Annotated in this window: 20 protein-coding genes; 6 read left to right on the top strand and 14 right to left on the bottom strand. The window is 38.6% G+C overall.

The genetic code is table 11. The annotated features are described in order from the left end of the window. Positions 1 to 94 precede the first annotated feature (94 nt). The 5 genes from glpK to ACIQXV_RS22370 all read right to left on the bottom strand — a co-directional run bounded on the left by glpK (position 95) and on the right by ACIQXV_RS22370 (position 5308). On the bottom strand, positions 95 to 1585 hold the full coding sequence (gene glpK, locus ACIQXV_RS22390; protein ID WP_402962241.1) for a glycerol kinase GlpK: 1491 nt from the start codon (positions 1583 to 1585) through the stop codon (positions 95 to 97). A gap of 53 nt (positions 1586 to 1638) precedes the next feature. Further along, a complete protein-coding gene (locus ACIQXV_RS22385) occupies positions 1639 to 2853 on the bottom strand; it encodes a hypothetical protein (RefSeq protein WP_402962239.1) in 1215 nt (404 codons plus the stop codon). Then, complete coding sequence (locus ACIQXV_RS22380; protein WP_402962237.1) at positions 2850 to 4046, bottom strand: DUF58 domain-containing protein; 1197 nt, start codon at positions 4044 to 4046, stop codon at positions 2850 to 2852. The genes ACIQXV_RS22385 and ACIQXV_RS22380 overlap by 4 nt, the downstream gene beginning before the upstream one ends. Further along, positions 4043 to 4993, bottom strand: a complete 951-nt coding sequence (locus ACIQXV_RS22375) for an AAA family ATPase (RefSeq protein ID WP_402962235.1) — start codon at positions 4991 to 4993, stop codon at positions 4043 to 4045. The genes ACIQXV_RS22380 and ACIQXV_RS22375 overlap by 4 nt, the downstream gene beginning before the upstream one ends. A gap of 120 nt (positions 4994 to 5113) precedes the next feature. After that, entirely contained in the window at positions 5114 to 5308 is a 195-nt protein-coding gene (locus tag ACIQXV_RS22370; RefSeq protein WP_402962233.1) for a hypothetical protein, read from the bottom strand. Positions 5309 to 5559: 251 nt separating this feature from the next. On the opposite strand from ACIQXV_RS22370, the gene ACIQXV_RS22365 reads away from it, so the two are divergent. Then, positions 5560 to 5748, top strand: a complete 189-nt coding sequence (locus tag ACIQXV_RS22365) for a YkvS family protein (RefSeq protein WP_066084800.1) — start codon at positions 5560 to 5562, stop codon at positions 5746 to 5748. 54 nt (positions 5749 to 5802) lie between these two features. Here the strand turns inward: ACIQXV_RS22365 and ACIQXV_RS22360 are convergent, their stop codons facing one another. Then, on the bottom strand, positions 5803 to 5922 hold the full coding sequence (locus ACIQXV_RS22360) for a DUF6254 family protein (RefSeq protein ID WP_402962231.1): 120 nt from the start codon (positions 5920 to 5922) through the stop codon (positions 5803 to 5805). Between the two features lie 143 nt (positions 5923 to 6065). Here ACIQXV_RS22360 and ACIQXV_RS22355 point away from each other — a divergent pair, with 143 nt between their 5' ends. Continuing rightward, on the top strand, positions 6066 to 6680 hold the full coding sequence (locus ACIQXV_RS22355; RefSeq protein ID WP_402962229.1) for a CPBP family intramembrane glutamic endopeptidase: 615 nt from the start codon (positions 6066 to 6068) through the stop codon (positions 6678 to 6680). A gap of 37 nt (positions 6681 to 6717) precedes the next feature. Here ACIQXV_RS22355 and ACIQXV_RS22350 read toward each other — a convergent pair whose 3' ends face one another. Continuing rightward, a complete protein-coding gene (locus ACIQXV_RS22350) occupies positions 6718 to 7764 on the bottom strand; it encodes a YkvI family membrane protein (protein ID WP_402962227.1) in 1047 nt (348 codons plus the stop codon). 192 nt (positions 7765 to 7956) lie between these two features. Here ACIQXV_RS22350 and ACIQXV_RS22345 point away from each other — a divergent pair, with 192 nt between their 5' ends. Continuing rightward, complete coding sequence (locus tag ACIQXV_RS22345; RefSeq protein WP_402962225.1) at positions 7957 to 10119, top strand: ATP-dependent Clp protease ATP-binding subunit; 2163 nt, start codon at positions 7957 to 7959, stop codon at positions 10117 to 10119. A gap of 46 nt (positions 10120 to 10165) precedes the next feature. Here the strand turns inward: ACIQXV_RS22345 and ACIQXV_RS22340 are convergent, their stop codons facing one another. Together ACIQXV_RS22340 and ACIQXV_RS22335 are read right to left on the bottom strand one after the other, a co-directional pair. Further along, the gene (locus ACIQXV_RS22340; RefSeq protein ID WP_402962223.1) at positions 10166 to 11860 is read right to left on the bottom strand and encodes a M3 family oligoendopeptidase; all 1695 of its coding nucleotides are present in this window, start codon (positions 11858 to 11860) and stop codon (positions 10166 to 10168) included. 92 nt (positions 11861 to 11952) lie between these two features. Continuing rightward, the gene (locus tag ACIQXV_RS22335) at positions 11953 to 12393 is read right to left on the bottom strand and encodes a MarR family winged helix-turn-helix transcriptional regulator (protein WP_402962221.1); all 441 of its coding nucleotides are present in this window, start codon (positions 12391 to 12393) and stop codon (positions 11953 to 11955) included. Between the two features lie 206 nt (positions 12394 to 12599). Here ACIQXV_RS22335 and ACIQXV_RS22330 point away from each other — a divergent pair, with 206 nt between their 5' ends. Continuing rightward, the gene (locus ACIQXV_RS22330) at positions 12600 to 14099 is read left to right on the top strand and encodes an ATP-binding protein (RefSeq protein WP_402962219.1); all 1500 of its coding nucleotides are present in this window, start codon (positions 12600 to 12602) and stop codon (positions 14097 to 14099) included. A 27-nt stretch (positions 14100 to 14126) separates the two neighbouring features. Here the strand turns inward: ACIQXV_RS22330 and ACIQXV_RS22325 are convergent, their stop codons facing one another. Next, positions 14127 to 15116: a phosphotransferase enzyme family protein gene (locus ACIQXV_RS22325; protein ID WP_402962217.1), complete on the bottom strand. Its 990-nt coding sequence runs from the start codon at positions 15114 to 15116 to the stop codon at positions 14127 to 14129. A gap of 134 nt (positions 15117 to 15250) precedes the next feature. Here ACIQXV_RS22325 and ACIQXV_RS22320 point away from each other — a divergent pair, with 134 nt between their 5' ends. Beyond that, positions 15251 to 16489 carry an MFS transporter gene (locus tag ACIQXV_RS22320; protein WP_402962215.1) on the top strand — a complete coding sequence of 413 codons (1239 nt, stop codon included), beginning with the start codon at positions 15251 to 15253 and terminating at the stop codon, positions 16487 to 16489. Positions 16490 to 16509: 20 nt separating this feature from the next. On the opposite strand, the gene ACIQXV_RS22315 is transcribed toward ACIQXV_RS22320, so the two are convergent. Further along, entirely contained in the window at positions 16510 to 17034 is a 525-nt protein-coding gene (locus ACIQXV_RS22315) for a hemerythrin domain-containing protein (RefSeq protein ID WP_402962213.1), read from the bottom strand. Positions 17035 to 17259: 225 nt separating this feature from the next. Here ACIQXV_RS22315 and ACIQXV_RS22310 point away from each other — a divergent pair, with 225 nt between their 5' ends. Beyond that, on the top strand, positions 17260 to 17607 hold the full coding sequence (locus ACIQXV_RS22310) for a hypothetical protein (RefSeq protein WP_402962211.1): 348 nt from the start codon (positions 17260 to 17262) through the stop codon (positions 17605 to 17607). Between the two features lie 174 nt (positions 17608 to 17781). On the opposite strand, the gene ACIQXV_RS22305 is transcribed toward ACIQXV_RS22310, so the two are convergent. From ACIQXV_RS22305 to ACIQXV_RS22295, 3 genes are read right to left on the bottom strand one after another with little or no spacing between them, the layout of a single operon-like run. Further along, complete coding sequence (locus ACIQXV_RS22305; protein ID WP_007086187.1) at positions 17782 to 18066, bottom strand: ferredoxin family protein; 285 nt, start codon at positions 18064 to 18066, stop codon at positions 17782 to 17784. After that, positions 18066 to 19361 (bottom strand): FAD-dependent oxidoreductase, encoded by a 1296-nt coding sequence (locus ACIQXV_RS22300; RefSeq protein ID WP_402962208.1) that lies wholly within the window; start codon positions 19359 to 19361, stop codon positions 18066 to 18068. Before ACIQXV_RS22300 ends, ACIQXV_RS22305 begins: the two co-directional genes overlap by 1 nt. Further along, positions 19354 to 20385 (bottom strand): electron transfer flavoprotein subunit alpha/FixB family protein, encoded by a 1032-nt coding sequence (locus ACIQXV_RS22295; RefSeq protein ID WP_402962206.1) that lies wholly within the window; start codon positions 20383 to 20385, stop codon positions 19354 to 19356. The genes ACIQXV_RS22300 and ACIQXV_RS22295 overlap by 8 nt, the downstream gene beginning before the upstream one ends. Between the last annotated feature and the right edge of the window lie 14 nt (positions 20386 to 20399).

Here is a 20399-nt window from a genome sequence, read left to right as displayed (position 1 = left end):
TTAGGGTAATGTTTTTGTGGTCTCTCCGATTTCTCCAGCCAATTTATTAACTTGTTATAAGTATACCGTATCACAGTAAAAATGAGATTGGTTGTTATTTAAAAACCATTGCCGCCTTAACAGCCCGTTTCCAGCCATCATATAAACCAATACGATTTTCTTCCGTCATTTTCGGGATAAATTGTCTGTCAATTGCCCATTGTTTGGCAATTTCCTCTTGACTGTCCCAGAAACCAACCGCGAGCCCTGCTAAATAGGCAGCACCAAGTGCAGTGGTTTCATTGATTATGGGTCTTTCTACTGGAACATCAAGGATGTCGCTTTGGAAATCCATTAAAAAGTTATTTTTGACAGCCCCGCCATCGACGCGAAGTGTTTTAAGTTCTATCCCTGAATCGGCTTCCATTGCTGATAAAACATCTTTTGTTTGATACGCAAGTGATTCAAGGGTAGCCCGGACAAAATGTTCCTTCGATGTTCCACGTGTGATCCCAAACACTGCCCCGCGGACATCACTGTCCCAATATGGTGTACCTAGCCCAACAAATGCCGGAACAACATATACACCATCCGTTGATTCTACTTGGGTAGCCAATTTTTCACTATGTGGAGCGTCCTGAATCAATCGTAATCCGTCACGAAGCCATTGAACAGCTGATCCAGCAACAAAGATACTCCCTTCCAGCGCATATTCTATTTTCCCGTTTATCCCCCAGGCAATTGTGGTTAAAAGTCCATGCTCAGATTGGACTGCTTTTTCTCCTGTATTCATTAGCATAAAGCATCCCGTACCATAAGTATTTTTAGCCATACCTTTTTCGAAGCATGCCTGACCGAATAATGCCGCCTGCTGATCACCTGCAACCCCTGCTATCGGGACTTCTTTACCAAAGAAATGATAATCGACTGTGTTGGCATAAACCTCGGAGGACTGGCGAACCTCCGGAAGCATGGATTTAGGGACATCCAAGATTTCTAATAACTCTTCATCCCATTTGAGTTCATGAATATTAAACATTAATGTACGAGAAGCATTGGAATAATCCGTAACATGCGCACGTCCGCCGGAAAGCTTCCAAATTAACCAAGTATCAATGGTTCCAAACAGTAGTTTACCTTCATTAGCCTTTTCTCGAGCACCTTCAATATTGTCCAAAATCCATTTCACCTTAGTACCTGAGAAGTAGGCATCAATCAGCAGCCCTGTTTTTTCACGAAACAAGTCATTATAGCCCTTTTCTTTTAATTCATCGCAAATTCCACTTGTTTGTCTCGATTGCCAAACAATTGCATTGTAAACAGGATCACCTGTTTCTTTATCCCAAACAACAGCCGTTTCCCGCTGATTGGTGATTCCAATTCCGGCAATTTGTTCCGGCTTAATACCCGATTCGGATAAAACTCCGGCAATGACGGACAGAATAGAACCCCATATTTCATTGGCATTATGCTCGACCCAGCCCGGCTTTGGAAAAAGCTGTTTAAATTCTTTTTGGGCTGTATGAACGATTTCTCCACTTTTATTAAAAAGAATCGCCCTTGAGCTTGTAGTTCCTTGGTCTAAAGCTACAATATATTTTCCCATGAAACTTCCTCCATTTCAAAATTTGATATTAAGCCAATAAAAAAAATGAACGATTATTGCTTTTCTTTTTGGTTATTTTTAATTTCTTTTAATTGCTGCTTAAGGTAACGTATCTCAGTTTTTATTAGGGTCTGTTCCTTATTTGATGCTATAATCCCTCCATAGCGGACTTTTTCATAGATTCCAATCGAATCCAGCGAAACTGTAAGTCCCACCCTTTTCCACCATTCTTCAAGGGTTTCAAAAGGGAGACGGCCTAATTTTAGTTTGTGAGCATATTTTTCTAATTCAAATATTTCCCTTCTTATTACATCCTCTGGCGGCTTGATTTTGCGACGGGATTTAGTTAAATTCTTAACCCCAAACACTCCCTCTGAAACGGAAATAACTAAAGGTGTATCAATGGTAAATGACTGTGGCTTGATCTTCTTTTTATAAAATAGGTAAATGATAAAAGAAACAGCCCCCATGATTAGTAAAATATATAAGATATTTTCTGTTTGATCGTAGTTTGGGGCATGATATTTATCTTCGTAGTCCAGCAAACCACTGCCATTTTTAACATTTGTTTTTCGTCCCTCGTTCCCTCCCAAACTTAAAAGGTATTGCAGGAGGCTAAAGAGAGGTTCGGCAATCTTAGTTAAAAGAAATACGGTAAAATCTAAAATACTAAAAAAAAGGAAGAGAATATATTTTAGTAATATAGTAAACATTACACCGACCGTAGTAATAGCCGCTAAAATTTTAAAAAAGTATAAGGCGAACTTTGATTTATCTGCTTGGATTGAATACAATTTTCTAAAAAAAATGCCCGTAAGGGTTATACCGATTTGAAAGGTAAGCAAAAAGATTATTACACTTTGAAATGGATACCTGCTCATAGCAGAATAAATAATAGCAAATAAACTAATTAAAAATGATACCAGCAGTAAAGAGGCTTCAGAATGTTTCGATGCATCATCGAACAGGGAAATTCCCCGCCAAAAAACAATCAACCCTAGTCCAATTCCCATAAAAAGTGACAAACCTGTCATATGTCCAATCACCAGTAGTAACGGAAATACAGAAACCAAATAAAGCCATTTTCCTTTTTCATGAAACTTAGTAAGAAGAAGGGTAAAAAGAATCATACTGCTGATACACAATGCTACCAGCAAAAAAATCGGTGGCAAATCTTTCTTGCTGATATAGAAGAAAAACAGAAAAAGAAGGCCAGCAATAAGCTCCAACAAAAAAAGATAGACTGTAGCGGCCACACGATTGGTCATAGTCCAGTCCTTCTTTCGTGGCAGATTTCCATTTTCATGAAATAACCATATCCTTGTTCCATTTTTATCTCAAATAATTTACTACCCTTGTTTGACATATATTGAAGCATTCTATTGGTACCTTCAGTCCTTATCCCAGCATGAATGAAGAACGGCTGCGCTGCTAAATGCCGATGGTAGAAGGAAAGCATGTAATCGTATGGTAAACTTGTATTTTGTGTGCTAATTGAAGCCAGTGTTTCTAAAACTTTTTGTAAATGTTCTTTCCCTTCACCTTTTGGAAGATAGAGGAAGGGGGTAGTTCCTGCTGATCGTACGTTAATACACAAAGAATAAGGAATTTGCTTACTGAAAGCAAAGTAAGCAAATTCAGTCAAACTGCCAATTAGCTTTTCAAGATGGCCTGTAATCGAATGACCATCTGAGACATTTAACGCTATATTGCATCCCTTTTCAGAAATGTTTTCATACATTTTCGTTTGCAACGTCTGTTTTCTGGCACTCGCTTTCCAGTGAATTCGGTTAAAGCTGTCAGATGGGGTATAGTCTCTTGTGCCTACCGTTCCCAGCCGATCCTCATAAACAGAATAAGGAACAACATTTTCCCCTTGTAAAATCGACAATTGTTCCGTTAGTCCTTTCAAAGGAAATGGCTCAGGATAGACGACAGCTTGTTGTTTTAAAAATTGGGGTGTTTCTAAGACTGTTTCTCCAAAACCCAAAAGACTTGGTACATGAAATTCGAGTTTGCGTATCTTGGCAATTCCCCTTCTTTTTGCCGAAAATGGAATGGTGATTTGTTTTGTTTGTTTGGTGTAGATGGTAAATGGAAGAGAAATTTCATTCATCGAAAGATTGGACTCCAGTTTCTCCCCCTCAGGCAACACAAATTGATCAAAGTAAACTCTTAACTCCGCTCTTAAAATCGGAAATCCTTCATTTCGAAACCTTAATGTCCATTGACCGTGGTCGTTGATAAAAAAGCGGTTTCTTTCAAATGTATTTTCATAAAAAAGCTGATCTCCTACTTTTTTCAGGTAAAGTTGATTACAAATTGCCACAGTTAGAAAAAAAACAGCTAGGAAAAAGACTAATTTGGACTGCATATAAAGACTAACGATGATAAGAATAATGGCAAAACCGCTGATAACCGGGATTTTTCGATCTTCAACCGAATACTTTTTCCAGCTCATCCATTTGCACCTGCTTCAACAGGTGCAGGAACGGAATCAAGGATTTCTTTAATAATGTCTTCTGCTGTTTTGGTTAACGAGCCTTCAATAGAAAGAAAAATTCTATGTCCTAATACGTATGGGGCAACCGCTTTTATGTCATTTGGGGTTACGTAAGTCCGATCATTCAAAAAAGCTTTTCCTTGTGACGCTTTCATAAGTGCTAATGTTCCCCTAGGACTGACGCCTAGTTCAATATTATTATGTTCACGGGTCATTCTGACAATCGTTAGAAGGTAGTCTTCGATATCTGCAGAAATGTGAATATCATTTAAGGATGCCTTTAAATGTTCCAATTCCGTGATGGTAAACACCTTGTTAATGGTGTTCAATTTTTTGTTCCCGCGATGAATTTGCATGATTCTTTTTTCATCCTCATAGACAGGATAATCGACTTCTATTTTAATAAAAAAGCGGTCCATCTGTGCTACCGGTAAAGCAAAAGTTCCTTGTTGCGACTCAACTGGATTTTGTGTCGCAATCACCATAAAGGGTTCCTCTAGCGGGACAGTTATGCCATCAATGGTGACCTGCCTTTCTTCCATTACCTCCAATAAACTTGACTGAGTTCTTGGTGTTGCTCGATTAATTTCATCAGCCAATACAATATTTGCCATAATCGGCCCAGGCCGCAGTTCAAATTCTTGAACCTTTGGATTAAAAAACTGAATACCGGTTACATCGCTTGGAAGAACATCTGGCGTAAACTGGATGCGGGAAAATTCCCCGCCAATTGCGGCCGCAAAGCTTTTCGCCAGCATCGTTTTACCTGTTCCAGGAACACTTTCAAGCAAAATATGGCCATTAAATAATAATGAGATTGCCATTAATTCCACTTCCAGATCCTTTCCAACAATCACTTGACCTATCTCCTGTTTTAATTTGCTGATTTTCTCAGTTAATCCCATGTCCTCATCCCCTTGAACGCTTTATGTACTAATTCTTTCTTTATTTTATCAAACTTTTCCAAATCCTTCTTAAATAAAATGGAGAACCCATTAAAACTGAGTTCCCCTAAGATATTATGATCAGCTTCTCGGTTCTTTAAGATATTGATATAAAACATCTCCACCGCGCTGCCCAATTCCACGGAAATGTTTGAAATCTTTTCTTTTTACTAAAACCATCCGAAAATCCATAAAATCATCATTCTTTACGTAGTATTCCGAAAGTTCTCCTGTCATTAGACGATTTAAAATTTCATTAATCATTTCTTCCTGCATTCCATTACACCACCTTTTCCATCCTATATTTTAACTTATCAGCCTTTATTAAAGTCAACTTTCCTTTTTCCACATATCCTATTAATGTAAGCGCTTTTTATTCTTTAATTTATCAATTAATCATATAATTAGAAAAACGTAATAATTAACCAAATTGTCACACAAAATCCTTTACGAATTGTATAAAGTAGTGCACACTGTTATTTAACTGGATATTATAAATAGTTTTTTAGGCAAAGGAGAGAGACTAATTGAAAAAAGCAGAAGTAGGAAATATCATAGAGTTCCGTGGTGGTTTACAAGGGATTGTTGAAAAGGTAAATGAAAATTCTGTAATAGTCGACCTAACATTTATGGATAATTACCGTGATTTAGAATTAGATCAGCGGACAGTTGTCAACCATAAAAACTATAAGGTAGTAAAAGAAAGCGCTTATTAATATAATAGTTTGGAAGAAAAGGGAGCTGTGGCTTCCTTTTCTTCTGTCATAAAGTTATTTACCTTGATCAGTTTCTTTTGATAACTGCTTTAACGATTTTACTTTCCCATGAGGATTTTGATCCTGCTTCCTAACAGTCCATTCCCTCTCTTGTTGACTCTTTGATTTACTCATGTTTTTCACTCCCTTCCCCATTTATTTTTTTCATCTTTTTAGGTTCTTATCATAAGAATTGGTTAAAATGTTTAATGCAATCATTTCCTTTTTGAGATATTTTTTGTTAAAGTGTATTTTATTGATTTCTAAAGGGGCAAGACATGATGAAAACAAATATTCTAAACATTCGCCTTATAGCCAGCTTAATTATTGCACACGCACTGGTATTTTTTTCATTCCATGATAAAACAATTTTTTGGTATATCTTTACTGGATCAGTGCTCGTGTTAATCGCATTTGCCATGTTTCAAGGGGATGTGGATGATGAGGCATCCTTTATCCAATATATTTTCCTAGGCGTCCTAACCGGATTATTGTTATATTTTGTTTTTTGGTTAGGGTTTCAAGCAATCCAAGTTCTACATCTTCCATTTGAAAACGCCATAAAAAAACTGTACCGCTGGTATGCACCACACGTTTTTTGGCAGTATATTGCCTTAGTTTTGGTTGCGGCACCTGGAGAAGAACTTTTCTGGCGGGGATTTATTCAAAAAACTTTACTAAAGCACTTAAGTCCAATTTGGAGTATCTTATCAGCCTCTTTACTTTATGCCTCAGTCCATATTTATTCAGGCTCATTTTTGCTAGTCTTTACGGCCTTTTTTTCAGGGTTCGTCTGGGGCTTTCTATATTTTTGGAAAAAGAGTATGCCGCTAGTGATTGTTTCTCATATCATTTTCGATATCATGATTTTTATCATTTTACCCTTCAAATAGGAAAAAGCAGCTGCTCCATTGTCAGCTGCTTTTTCCTTTATTGCTTACTAGGTGTAAATGGCTTCATCCATAATAAAATAAAAAAGGACATGCAAATATAGCCGAATAAAGGATATAAGTAGGAAAGCAGCGTACTATAATTCACTAGACTAATGAGGTAGGAAACCGCAAAAATAACTGTTACCGAAACAATCGTTGGAACAGGAACATATTGTTGCAGCTGCCTGTCGAGTCCAAAGACATTGCCAATCACAGAAGTGAATATCTCCCCGTAAATCACAAGGACAAAAATCCAATAGAAAAACGGGGCTAAGTTTTTCATAATAATGGCCATCGGAATATCATATAATTCCAGGTTAGGCAGCATAATCAGGGTAAAATGGCTGGCAATTAATATTAGTGTTAAAGCAAGTCCTCCAAGAATCCCCCCCCATTTAATGGTCCAGTCATCCTTAACCTCCGTAGCCACTGGCACTAGAACTGCCTGTGCCAATCCCAAATTTAATGCGGCATATGAAAATGGAGCGATCACACTCTTCCATCCATCTGTTGCATGCGGAATAAACAAAAGGCGATCAATAAAGTTCGGCATTCTTAGTGATAAAAACATCAAGATTAAGCTAAAGGTAATCATTAATGGCACGACGAATGTATTTACAGCAAAAAGCCCTTTTGTCCCAACGAGCATGACAAGAAAGGAAAGGAATATGGTTAGAAACACGCCAAGATTTTTTGGTAGACCGAGCTGTTCTTCGAAAACTGCCCCTGCCCCAGCTAACATAACTGCACTAACACCGAGAAGCATGAAAAGCATAAAGACATTTATGATACTGCCTGCCCATTTTCCAAAAAGGTGCTCGTTAAATTCTTGATAGGATTTTGCCTCAATTTGAGCGGCCATTCGCATCAGCTTTGAGCCAATCATGACAAAAAGATATCCGCTCATTAATATACTAATAAAGCCAAAGAAACCAAATCGCGAAAAAAATTCAACGATTTCCTTTCCAGTGGCGAATCCAGCTCCAACAACTGTACCTACATAGACTGCCGCAATTTGAAAAGCTTGAGTCCAATCCTTCTTCACACCATCTCCCCCTTATCATCAATATATGAACGAAGGGACAAACAAAGACGAGCTTTTTTCCTTATTTGGCAACCATTTCTATGAACAAAATACTTGAAGGTCAAAAAAAGTCAGAGTATACTATCGTCATAAGGTCAAATATAGTCAAAGTCAAATTAATGAAAGCTTAAATACCAAGGAGGTTTTTCCACTATGCTTTGTCAACGATGCAATAAAAACCATGCAACTGTACAATTAAGTATGAATATTAATGGGCAACGCAATGATATGAAACTCTGTCACGAGTGCTATTCAATAGAAAAACAAACTCTAGGGGCGAGCTTTGGACCGAATATGAACACATTTCCTAGCTTCCCATTTGAAAACTTATTTATGACAAAAGGCTTTCCACATGGTCAAGATATAAATGAACAGCATCAATATACAGACCAGAGTGGAAGCAAAGCAGCGCATAACGGCTTTATTGACCAATTCGGCCGAAACCTAAGTACTATGGCAAAAGCAGGACTGATTGACCCTGTCATTGGACGTGATGAGGAAATTAAACGAGTAATTGAAATTCTGAACAGAAGAAACAAAAACAATCCTGTCTTAATTGGTGAACCAGGTGTCGGCAAAACAGCCATTGCTGAAGGACTTGCTGCGAAAATTGCTAGTGGGGATGTACCAGGTAAACTACGTAATAAAGAGGTATACTTGCTCGATGTCGCTTCCCTTGTTGCCAATACCGGCGTTCGCGGACAATTCGAGGAACGAATGAAGCACTTAATCTCAGAATTGCAGGACCGAAAAAATATTATTCTTTTTATCGATGAAATTCATTTGCTTGTTGGTGCAGGTTCTGCTGAAGGCTCTATGGATGCAGGAAACATTTTAAAACCTGCCCTCGCACGTGGTGAATTACAGGTTGTCGGTGCGACAACATTAAAGGAATACCGTCAAATAGAAAAGGATTCCGCGTTAGAACGCCGCTTTCAACCTGTACATGTCCTTGAACCGACATCAGAGGCAGCGATTGATATCTTAAAAGGAATTCAAAAGAAATATGAGGATTACCATGAGGTCACCTATTCGGAGGAAGCAATTAAAGCCTGTGTTCACTTATCACAGCGTTATATTCAAGACCGCTTCTTACCAGATAAAGCAATCGACTTGCTCGATGAGGCTGGTTCCAAATTAAATCTTTTTTCCGAGTATAAGAGTAATGAACAAATTGAGGCACGCCTAAAAGAAATTTTAGCTGATAAAGAAAAGGCTCTAAAAAATGAACAATATGAAAAGGCTGCGATTCTGAGGGATGAGGAAGCGCAACTTGAAGAGGTACTAAATAAAGATTTTAGTTCAGAAAGGCCTATTGTTACCGTCTCCCATATTCAAGAAATCATCGAAAAAAGAACGGGCATCCCAGTCGGAAAACTGCAGCAGGACGAACAGCTTAAAATGAAAGCATTAGAAGAAAACCTAAAATCTAAGGTCATTGGTCAGGAAAAAGCAGTGAAAAAAGTGGCAAAAGCGATCAGAAGAAGCCGTGCGGGGTTAAAATCTAAACATCGGCCAATCGGTTCCTTCCTCTTTGTTGGCCCAACTGGGGTTGGTAAAACGGAGCTAACCAAGACCCTTGCCGAAGAATTATTTGGTTCAAAAGATTCTATGATTCGTCTCGATATGAGCGAATATATGGAGAAACACAGTGTATCAAAACTGATTGGTTCACCTCCCGGCTATATTGGTCATGATGAGGCTGGGCAGCTAACAGAAAAAGTGCGCAGAAATCCTTATAGCATCATTTTATTGGATGAAATTGAAAAGGCACATCCAGACGTTCAGCATATGTTCCTGCAAATTCTCGAAGATGGCCGTCTCACTGACAGCCAAGGGAGAATTGTCAGCTTTAAGGACACTGTCATTATTATGACTAGCAATGCCGGTACCCGAAACAAAACAGTTCACGTTGGTTTTGGCACAAATGAAGTCATCGAGGAAGGAAGAATTCTTGACTCACTTGGCAGCTTCTTTAAACCGGAATTCCTAAATCGTTTTGATAATATTATTGAATTTAATCCGTTAGACCAAAAACATATATTGTCGATTGTCGATTTAATGCTGAGCGAATTACAAGAAACATTAAAAGAGCAAAGCATTGAATTAACTGTCACCAATGAGACAAAAGAAAAATTAGCTGTGCTCGGATATCACCCTGCTTTTGGAGCACGTCCACTCCGCAGAGTCATTCAGGAACAGCTGGAGGATAGGATTGCTGATTTTATTTTAGAGGAGCCAGATGCAAAAACATTAGCAGCCGTTGTTGAAAACGGGGAATTGAAGGTTGTGAATGATGGTGTAATTGTCTCATAATACAAAAGCGAAGCCTGTTTTTAAAACGGCTTCGCCTTATTTGTTGTTATAATTTTTGATCATCCACAGAATTTAACCAGTTCTCAATAACTCCAACTACCGACTCAACACAGCCATCTTCAAATGGTGAAATTAAATTGGCAGCCTCGACAAGTTTGGTGAATGACTTACTTCCGCCAAGCTTACAAAGCTTGACATAATCTGCCCATGCCTCTTCTTGGTTCTCTCTTGACCGCTTCCAGAATTGGAAGGCACAAATCTGCGCGAGAGTATAATCAATATAATAAAACGGTGAATTAAAAATATGACCTTGGCGCTGCCAGAAGCCGCCGTTTTCTAAATACTCATTGCCATCATAGTCTTTATGAGGCAAATATTTTTTCTCAATTTCGCGCCACTGCTGCTTACGCTCTTTTGGTGATGCCTCTGGATTTTCATATACCCAGTGTTGGAATTCATCAACTGAAACTCCATATGGCAAGAATAAAAGGGCATCGCTTAAGTGTGAAAATTTATATTTGTCCGTATCTTCCTTAAAGAACAAATCCATCCACGGCCATGTGAAAAATTCCATACTCATCGAGTGAATTTCACATGCCTCGTAGGTTGGCCAGTTATATTCCGGAATCTCGGAGTCACGGCTAGAATATACTTGGAAGGCATGGCCTGCCTCATGCGTCAGAACATCGATATCACCTGATGTTCCATTGAAATTAGAAAAAATAAATGGTGCTTTGTAATTCTCAATAAATGTACAGTATCCGCCTCCGGCTTTTCCCTTCTTCGCTACAAGATCCATTAGCTTGTTATCTTGCATAAAGCGGAAAAACGTTCCTGTTTCTTCCGAAAGATCCTCATACATTTTTTGGCCGTTTTCGATAATCCATTCCGGACTGCCCTTAGGTGCAGCATTTCCCGTCTGGAATTTGAACCCTTCATCATAATACTTTAGGTTGTCGAGCCCGATTCTTTTCTGTTGACGCGCTTTTAGTTTAGTTGCAATCGGAACAATAAAGTCCTTTACCTGTCCGCGGAAATTTGCCACCATTTCTGCGTTATAATCCGTTCTCATCATACGATAATATCCTAGCTCGACAAAGTTTTTATATCCCAGTTGTTTGGCAATCTCTGTTCTTACTTTAACTAGATCATCATAAATACGGTCAAGTTCCTCCTCATGCTCCGCTAGAAAGCCAAATTTGGCCTCATTTGCTCTTTTTCTCATGTCCCTGTCAGTCGATTCTGTGAACGGCTCTAATTGGGCAAGTGTTCGCTCTTCACCTTCAAAATCGATTATGGCTGAAGCTAGCAGCTTTGTATATTCCGTCGATAAGCGATTTTCCTTTTGCAGTAAAGGAACAATCACCGGCTTAAATGTTTTAAGCTGTCCCTCCGCAAGGGCGAATAGCTGCCTTCCCCACTTCTCTTCGAGCTGATTACGGAATTTTGAATCAACAAGTGCCTGATAGTACTTGGTCACCAACCCTTCAACCTCAGGCTGGATTTCATCCATAAAATCCTGTTCTTGTTTATAAAACTCATCGTTCGTATCAATGGAATGGCGGATATAACAAAGATTGAACATTGTACCAAGATCATTTCTCAGATGGTTAATCTCATTCATTGCCTTGCTTTGCACTTCAACAGATGGAGCACTTTTAAATTGTTCAAGCACTAAGTTAAATTTTGCGGTTACATCCGCTAAATTCGGACGTACGTATGTATAACTTTCAAAATTCATATAAAATCCCCCCATTTTAACTTTTCCAACTATATTATTTCGACACTATTCATTAATATTCCTTTTAAAAAAAAATACGACCAATGGCCGTATTAAAATTTACCTGCAGGCAATCCTAATTTTTTCAGAAGATCAATTGCTTCCGTTTTTTCAGTATCAGTAAGGCTCGACATAAGGCTATCGATTTGCTTCGCATGCTCAGGAAAAATGTCTTGAATAAACTTTTTCCCTTCATCCGTAATTTGTGCATATGTCACACGTCGATCTTTCGGGCAGGCAATTCTTCTCAACATTCCCTTTTGTTCAAGTTTGTCAACGACATAAGTAATGCTGCCACTAGCAAGCAAGATTTTTCCGCCTATTTGCTGCATTGGCTGATCACCTTTATGATAGAGGAGCTCTAACACAGCAAATTCTGTTGGATTTAAACCATTTGCTTGAATGACTTTATTTACATGTTCATTAATTGCTTTATAAGCTCTTGAAAGGACTATAAATAACTTTAAAGATTTAGCGACTGAATTATTTTCCATAAAAAACTCATCCTTTTAGGTTTTGATATGATGTGTCTAAGTTAGAGGCTGCACATCTTAAAATTATCTCGATTTCAAAATTATTATAAGAAACTTTTCATTTTCTGTCAATTTTCTCTTTAACAGCCTGAATATTACGGTAAACAAATGAAACATCTGCTATAATTATAACGCTTAATATTTATAGATTAAACTGGGGTACTTACATGAAAATTCGTAAAGGTAATTTTTATCTCTATTTTGTTGTAGTTATACTACCCGTAATTATTTTAGGCTCATACTATTTTTATGGTATTTTAAAAGAAAATGACATTGAAAGGAAAAAAGATGCTCTATGGGTTGCGTCGATCTATCAAAAGAATTGGGATCAATTCATAAGTGAAACGAAAACTAGCTTAGATATTCTTTCCCTTTCAGCTAAGGAAAACTTAGACTTTCCTAAGAAAATGGAACCATTACTTATGCAAGTAAACCAACACGATCCGCGGTACGGAGGGCTTTACTTGCTTGACGCAAAGGGAAACCTTTTAACGGGTTCTGCTCCATTACGGAATGAGGCAGATTTCCCCAAACTTTCTTTCATACAAGAGGTTATCAAAACAAAGGATACAATTATCTCTGATCATGAAGAAATCCTTAAAAATAACCAAAGAATTATTGGGCTTGCTACACCTGTTCTCGATGAAAATCGCGAATTAAAGGCCATTCTTATTGCAGATTTGCGTATTGACTATATGAGAAACTTGATGAAAGTCCTTACTCCTGATACCAAGCTATTTGTTGTAAATGGTGGGAAGAATGCCATTCTTGAGATGAATGTAACCACCAATGAAATGGGAGATGATACTCAATGGGTTACTTCACCAATGGATCGCGTTCCATGGAGTATAAAAGTAAAGATTGCAGAACGTAATAATAAAGAAATTAGTAAAGCATTGGGGCAAGTTTTGTTTATCATTCTTGTTATCACACATATCCTTTACTTACTTATTGAATATTTGTTATTAAGAAGGGATACGCATAAAGAAAGAAAACAAAATGAACTACAGAAGCTCGAATTGGTGGGGACGTTGGCGGCGAGTACAGCACATGAAATTCGAAACCCGTTGACCGGTGTAAAAGGATTACTGCAGCTTCTAAGTGAAAAGTATACAGACCCGGAGGATCGTTATTATTTCAATGTTATTAACTCCGAACTAAAACGTATTAATGAAATTGTCAGTGAGTTTTTAATCCTTGGAAAACCGACAGCACAAATGGCAGATAACATTAATATAGCAGGGACACTTCAAGAACTGAAACCGCTAATTATCTCAGAGGGAAATTCGCACAATGTAGAATGTACCTGGCAGCTTCCTCGTGAACCGGTCATCGTTAAATGTGTAAAAGACGAATTGAAACAAGTGATCTTAAATATCACAAAAAATGCCTTTGAATCATTCGATAAACCAGGAATTTTAGAAATTAAGCTGCATTCACATGAAGATACTTTTTGCAAGCTTGAAATCAGCGATAATGGTAAAGGGATACCGAAAGATGAGTTAGAAAAGATATTTCGACCTTTTTATACGTCAAAAGAATCTGGGACAGGTCTAGGTCTGGTTATTTGTAAGCGAATCATTAATTCATTTGGCGGCAGCATCGAAATAGATAGCAAAGAGAAGATTGGAACCACCGTTACCATCGTATTGCCAATAAGTAAATAAAACGAGACCATCACACTAGGTCTCGTTTTATTTTATTTTCACAATCGCTTCTTTTTGAATGATCCTTCTCCTAATATTAGTTAAAAGCTGAATCAATCTCACGTTTCTGTCTTCGGGCGCGATTTTTTTATGAAACACTGAGTATAGTGTAATGTCTCTTAGCTTAAGAAAAAGTGGCAAATGTTCCTGCCAATTCTCTGGCAAGCTATTGTATTCTTCATAACCCATTCTAAAGTGTGTAAGAAAATGCTGGCCAAACTCGGCCTTCTCATCCTCACTCGCACTATCAAACCCATAAAAGATTGAATAGTACAAGGGAATGGCTATATCGGATGCGAACCAATGGTAACTGCAATCATCAAAGTCAAACACATTAACAAACTCGCCATCATAAAAAAAGTTCCCCGAATGAATATCAGAATGGATTAGTCCAAAATTATCACGGTTTTGCGGAAGCTCCATTAATTCCTTCATTAACTCACCCGTATGTTGAATAATCTCCGGCTCATAAGGAAAATATTTTTCAACTTCAAGCAGTTCTTCCTCGTGCCAAAAGGGACGTAATTTCTTTCCATTTTTCGGTTGATAATCCTTCGTAACTGCATGTATTTTCCCGATTTCTTTACCCCAAGCCTGAAACAATTGGGCATTGAATTGCTCTGAGTTCAGTTTAACAGGTCCACCTTTTACCTTTGAATACAGGCAGGCGTAAAAAAAAGACCCGTCAGAAGCCATTGTACATTCAATTAATTGCCCACTTAAAGACTTGTAGACATTTGGACAATTCACATAGTTTTGATGTAAGTAATTCATCCAATCAAGCTCTGCTTCAATTTCAGCCTTATTTCGATGGGAACTATGTGTAATCCTTAAGACCATTGGCTTTCCACCATGGTAAACTTCGAAGACGTAATTCTCAAAATCCCCCAGTTTTTTAACGTTTCCCTCTAATTGGAAACATGACAAAAAGCCATTTAAGACCTTTTGGGTAAATAAAACTTCAACTGAATTTTCCATATATCCCCCTATAACCATCTATTTTCTCCCATTATAATTTAAATGTTTCGAAAATAGAAATAAATATTTCTTATTTTGTTCATTCAGTAGTAAGATAAGATAGAAAAATATTAAGTTAAAAAAGAAGGGATACAATGAATCAACAAGCAGTTTTACCTACGAAGGTTCCAAAAGCATCAGAATCCACTATGTTTAAAATTCTTTTTATCATCGGGCTTTGCCATTTATTGAATGATGCCATTCAAGCTGTTGTACCAGCTATGTTCCCCATTTTAGAAAAATCAATGGGTTTAAGCTTTACCCAGCTTGGAATCATTGCATTCTCATTAAATATGGTCTCATCTGTTATGCAGCCAGTAGTAGGGATGTTAACTGACAAAAAGCCAATGCCCTATGCCCTGCCAATTGGTCTCACATTTACATTATTCGGCATCCTTGGATTGGGGTTTGCACCTAGTTTTGCGATGATTGTTTTGTCTGTCCTTTTTATCGGCCTGGGTTCGGCAGTTTTTCATCCCGAAGGCTCACGGGTGGCTTATATGGCTGCAGGGAAGAGAAGGGGGCTTGCACAATCTATTTATCAAGTGGGGGGGAATACTGGTCAAGCGTTAGCCCCAGTCATTACCGCATTAATATTAGTTCCACTTGGACAAATTGGCGCATCCTGGTTTACACTTGTTGCTGCGCTTGCGGTCATTTTGCTCATTTATATTGCCAATTGGTATAATCAGAGATTAATAACTTTTCCTAATCCAGTAAAGAAAAAGAGCACTAATGTAAGTAAGAAGCAAGGTTTATCCAAAGAAGTAAAAAATACATTAGCCTTGATTCTGCTATTAATCTTTGCAAGAACTTGGTATTCTTCCGGTATCACCAATTTCTACACATTTTATGCGATTAAAGAATATTCCCTTACGATTAAAGAATCGCAAATCTTTTTATTCGCATTTTTAGTTTCTGGAGCCATTGGTACCTTCTTTGGCGGGCCGCTGTCAGACCGATTTGGAAAGAAAAACATTATCTCCTTTTCCATGTTATCGACTGTGCCTTTTTCTATTCTCATACCTTATGTATCGCCAACCGTGGCCTTTATCTTCCTTATTCTTACCGGATTTATTTTAATGACTAGTTTTTCCGTTACTGTCGTGTATGCACAAGAATTAGTCCCAGGGAAAATTGGCACGATGTCGGGTTTGACAGTTGGCCTTGCGTTTGGAATGGGGGCAATCGGTTCAGTCGGGCTGGGATCCATTGCAGACTGGATTGGCCTACAATCAATGATCACCTGGCTTGGGTTATTGCCTCTACTGGGTTTAATTGCTTTCCTCCTCCCATCAGATCAAAAGGTTTGGGAATGGAATCAAATAAAATAAGGATGGGCTCGCGCCCATCCTTATTTTATTTCCTTAATTTTTCGGTATAATTCCGCCTTCTCCTCACCTGTCAGCATTCTTTCTGCCATTGGGAATAACACGTTTTCTTCCTTGGAGAAATGCTCGGTCAAAATAAAATAGGCATTTTGAATTAATTCCGCTAATTTTTTCTTTTCATCTGTTGATGTCTGACCAGCTTCTGCCTTCGCTAGAAAGGCACCGATATTTGCTTTTGCTTGATCATGCTCATATTCCATCACCGCAATCGGTCCGGAAGTTGTCCCAATATAGACACCCATCATCGGAAAAAGGACACCCTCTTCTCCTTCTGAATGCGGATCTAACGCTGCCTTAAATTCTTTAACTTTTACTATTAATTCTCCAAAATTATGATCTGCATCTGTTTCTTGATCAATTTTCTGCGTTAATCCGTATAATCCTTCTAGTTGATCCAATAACGGCGGGTGTTCACTTTTTAATTGTTTAAGTCCTTCGCTTAATTCAGCTTGGGGCATTCCCCCAAAATCACTCATGCAGCCACTCATAATCCTTCACCTCTATCGTTTTCTTTTGTCTCAAGTATAAAAGTAACCATTTATTTATGTAGTGATTGATGTCACATTAATAAGCAAATGTAAAAGTGATGCGATGTTTTTGACATTTTTATGAAAACGCTTTAATTTTTTTGAAAAGTTTTACCAATTATCACACAAAAAATGTTGAAAGGCTCATATAATATAGTTAGAACTTATAAGGGAGGTCAAAAATAGATGAAAACCCCAAATTACCATGACTTTTATCAAAAGGCATTAATACCGATTGGATTAAATGACCGAATGTCCCTGCAGGAATCTGAAAGCTTCTACTCTGATTCACCTTCCACTCATTGGCTGATTGCCGTTGAAGGGGTACAGCTCCCACAGCCAAACATATACTATAATTGGAAAGTGAGTATATACCCTGCTGATGGTGAAGGTGATTTCAATTGGAGAAAGCCTTATTATTGTTCAGCAACTTTGAGGTTAATGGATGATGCAATAGCACTTGCTACTACATTAGTTGCATTAAGTAAAAAAGATGAACTTTCCTCAGCAGCCCTATTAGAGAAAATAAGCTAAACCCCTAAATATTTATCTTCTGCTTCACCTTCTTTTTACCCTTACTTGTGAAAAAACCTACATATAGTGATAAAAGCGTATGGCTTCTTGATTCTCAAAGTAGACATTTTGCTTTCTTATCCAAAAAAATGCTGCTTGCACAAATGGCAAACAGCACTTTTTAAATTTTAGGAATTAAGCAAGTCGGAACACAATCCCATGTCCGCCTTTAGGGTATTCCCATTTAATGTTCTGGTATGGGCAACCAATTCGGCAGCTGCCGCATTCATGACAGCCTTCGTAACCTACCTGCATGCGTGTCCCTTCCCACTTATAAACCTCAGCCGGGCAAAATACTGTACAAATTTTATCGGGACATTGAGTCATGCAAACATCATGGTCAAGGATGGTCAAATGGGATTTGGTATCACACTTAAATCTGAGGAGGTACTGTTTTTCCTCGATATTCTTCGTTGACATTATTTCACCGCCTTCCAAGCACGATAAATATCTTGCAATACTCGAAGCGTTCCTTTTTCAGCTGTTACACTCTTCATGATTTGTTTTTGCTTTTCACGTTTTGGCGTGCCATCAACTGTGAAGAATTTACTCATTGCCTTGTTCATCATTGGTACATACTCATTAAAGTATTGAGGATACTTTTCAAATGTATGTGCCGCATCTTTGTATTTCTCTAAGTCCTTGATGATAAAGCTATCATAAAGCTTCTCTCGGTAAATATTTAAGTTGGCCTCTGTAAAGCCTCCTCTGGCTTTTGCCTCAAGTATCGATTCTGCTGCTAATAGCCCTGAATGCATCGCCATGTTCGAACCTTCACGATGGATTGCATTAACAAGCTGTGCAGCATCCCCTACAACGATAACGCCATTACCAGCCACTCTTGGCACGGAACGGTAACCGCCTTCCGGTATAAGGTGGGCAAGATATTCTGCTGATTCCCCGCCAGCTATCAATGGTTTGACCATTGGATGATTTTTCAGGTAGTCTAGCAGTTCATATGGCTTTAATTTTGCTTTAATCATACTTGAGAGGGTTGTTCCTACCCCGATATTTAAGCTGTCTTTATTCGTATAAAGAAAAGCTGTCCCAAGGTTCCCCTTTGTGGAATCTCCGAAAATTTCGATTGTACAACCTTGGTTGTCCTCTAAGTTAAAGCGATCATTGATCTTTTCTTTTGGCAGATTAATAACTTCCATTACCGTTAAAGCTACTTCATCTGGACGAAATTCTTTATGAAAGCCTAATTGTTTAGAAAGCAGCGAGTTAACTCCGTCAGCAAGCACGACAACATCCGCATAGACCTCACCATCAGGACGGTCTGTACGAACACCAACAACCTTTCCGTTTTCAACAATACACTCTGTAACAACTGTTTCGTTTATTAGCAGGGCTCCTGCTTCGACAGCCTTATTCGCAAACCATTGGTCGAACTGGGCTCGTAATACCGTAAAATTATTATATGGTTCTACAGCCCATTCAAGACCTTTATAGCCGAAGGAAACGACAGATTCTTTATCCATCATCCAAAAGCGCTGCTCAATTACCGGTCTCTCCAGCGGTGCTTCTTTCCAAAACTCAGGAATCAGCTCTTCCATTTGCTTGCGGTACAAGACACCACCCATTACGTTCTTAGCCCCAGGGTATTCCCCTCTTTCAATAAGCAAAACATTAAGCCCATTCTTTGCACAAGTAAGGGCACAAGATGTGCCTGCAGGGCCTGCCCCAACAACGATCACGTCAAATTTTTCAGGCATAGCTTATTTCACCGCCTTTTTCGGTTCTTAGCTGCTTAAATTGCTCGATTAGTTTAGGGACGATTTCCATTGCGTCTCCGACAATTCCATATGTTGCAACATCAAAAATTGGCGCATTCGGGTCCTTGTTAATGGCGATGATGAACTCGGAATTTTTCATGCCGACTACATGCTGAATCGCTCCTGATATGCCAATGGCAAAATAGATTTTAGGTGTAACAGTTTCCCCGGTTTGACCAACTTGCTGCTCATGAGGGAGCCAGCCTGCTTCAACGACATCACGGGTACCGCCGACACTGGCACCAATTGTTTCGGCTAGTTCATGAATGAGCTGGAAATTTTGCAAGTCCCCTAATCCTTTACCTCCACAAACAATCACATGGGCATCGGCCAAATTGGCCTTTTTTGTTACGTCATTCACAATTTGCAGCACTTTTGTGCGCATATCTTCTTCTTTTAGATCTATTTTCTCTGCAAAGATTTTTCCAAGTCTGCCGCTGTCAGGCTCTAATGCTTTCATGACCTTTGGTCTGACTGTTGCCATTTGCGGGCGATGTTTCTTACAGAGGATTGTCGCCATGATATTGCCGCCAAATGCCGGCCTGCTGGCCTCTAGCAATCTATTATCTACATCAACATCGAGCATTGTTGTATCTGCGGTTAATCCAGTGCTTAAATCTGTCGCAACAGCACTTGCTAAGTCCTTCCCATTTGGTGTTGCGCCGTATAGAATGATTTCCGGCTTATATTTTTGAGCCAGCAGCATCACTCCCTGCATATAGGACTCTGTCCGGTAATGATTCAAGACAGGATGATCAATAACATACACTTCATCAGCACCATAAGAAATGACTTGTGCCGCTAATGATTTAATCCCGTTTCCTAATAAAAATCCTGCTAACGGAACTTGTAATTTATCAGCAAGCTTTCTACCGGCGCCAAGCAACTCCAGTGAAACGCCTTCGATTTTAGTATCATTTTGTTCGATGAATACCCAGACTCCACGATAATCGTCTAGATTCATGAAAACCCCTCCCT

This window comes from Neobacillus sp. NPDC097160, from assembly GCF_044762155.1.
GTDB lineage: Bacteria > Bacillota > Bacilli > Bacillales > Cytobacillaceae > Neobacillus.
This window is presented reverse-complemented; position numbering and strand designations above follow the sequence as displayed.